Origin of the sequence: Flaviramulus aquimarinus (assembly GCF_039543205.1) — a bacterium.
GTDB lineage: Bacteria > Bacteroidota > Bacteroidia > Flavobacteriales > Flavobacteriaceae > Flaviramulus_B > Flaviramulus_B aquimarinus.
Window position 1 is genome coordinate 8,054 of record NZ_BAABJH010000003.1, and the last position, 355, is coordinate 8,408.

Below are 355 nucleotides of genomic sequence, written 5' to 3' on the forward strand. Positions count from 1 at the left end.
TGACTTTACAGTTACAGCACCTATAGACATTACATACACGGCACCAGCCGATGATAGCTCCAATGCTTGCGATTATGCAACACAGAGCGATCTGGACACCGCATTCAGCAATTGGGTAACGGCACAGACCGCTGCATTCAACATTGCAAACGGATGTACTCCGGTACTAACTGATAACAGTGCTACTGCATCTGCTCCTGTACTTTGTGATGGCGGTTCGGTTACCGTTACATGGACCATTACGGACCTGTGTGAGACCATTACCGAAACAGCTGACTTTACAGTTACAGCACCTATAGACATTACATACACGGCACCAGCTGATGATAGCTCAAATGCTTGCGATTATGCAACA

General features: G+C 46.8%; 1 protein-coding gene. It reads left to right on the forward strand.

From position 1 onward, the window contains the following. Positions 1–355, forward strand: a 355-nt coding sequence (locus ABD941_RS14675) for a hypothetical protein (RefSeq protein ID WP_345274125.1), incomplete at both ends; no start/stop codon positions are given.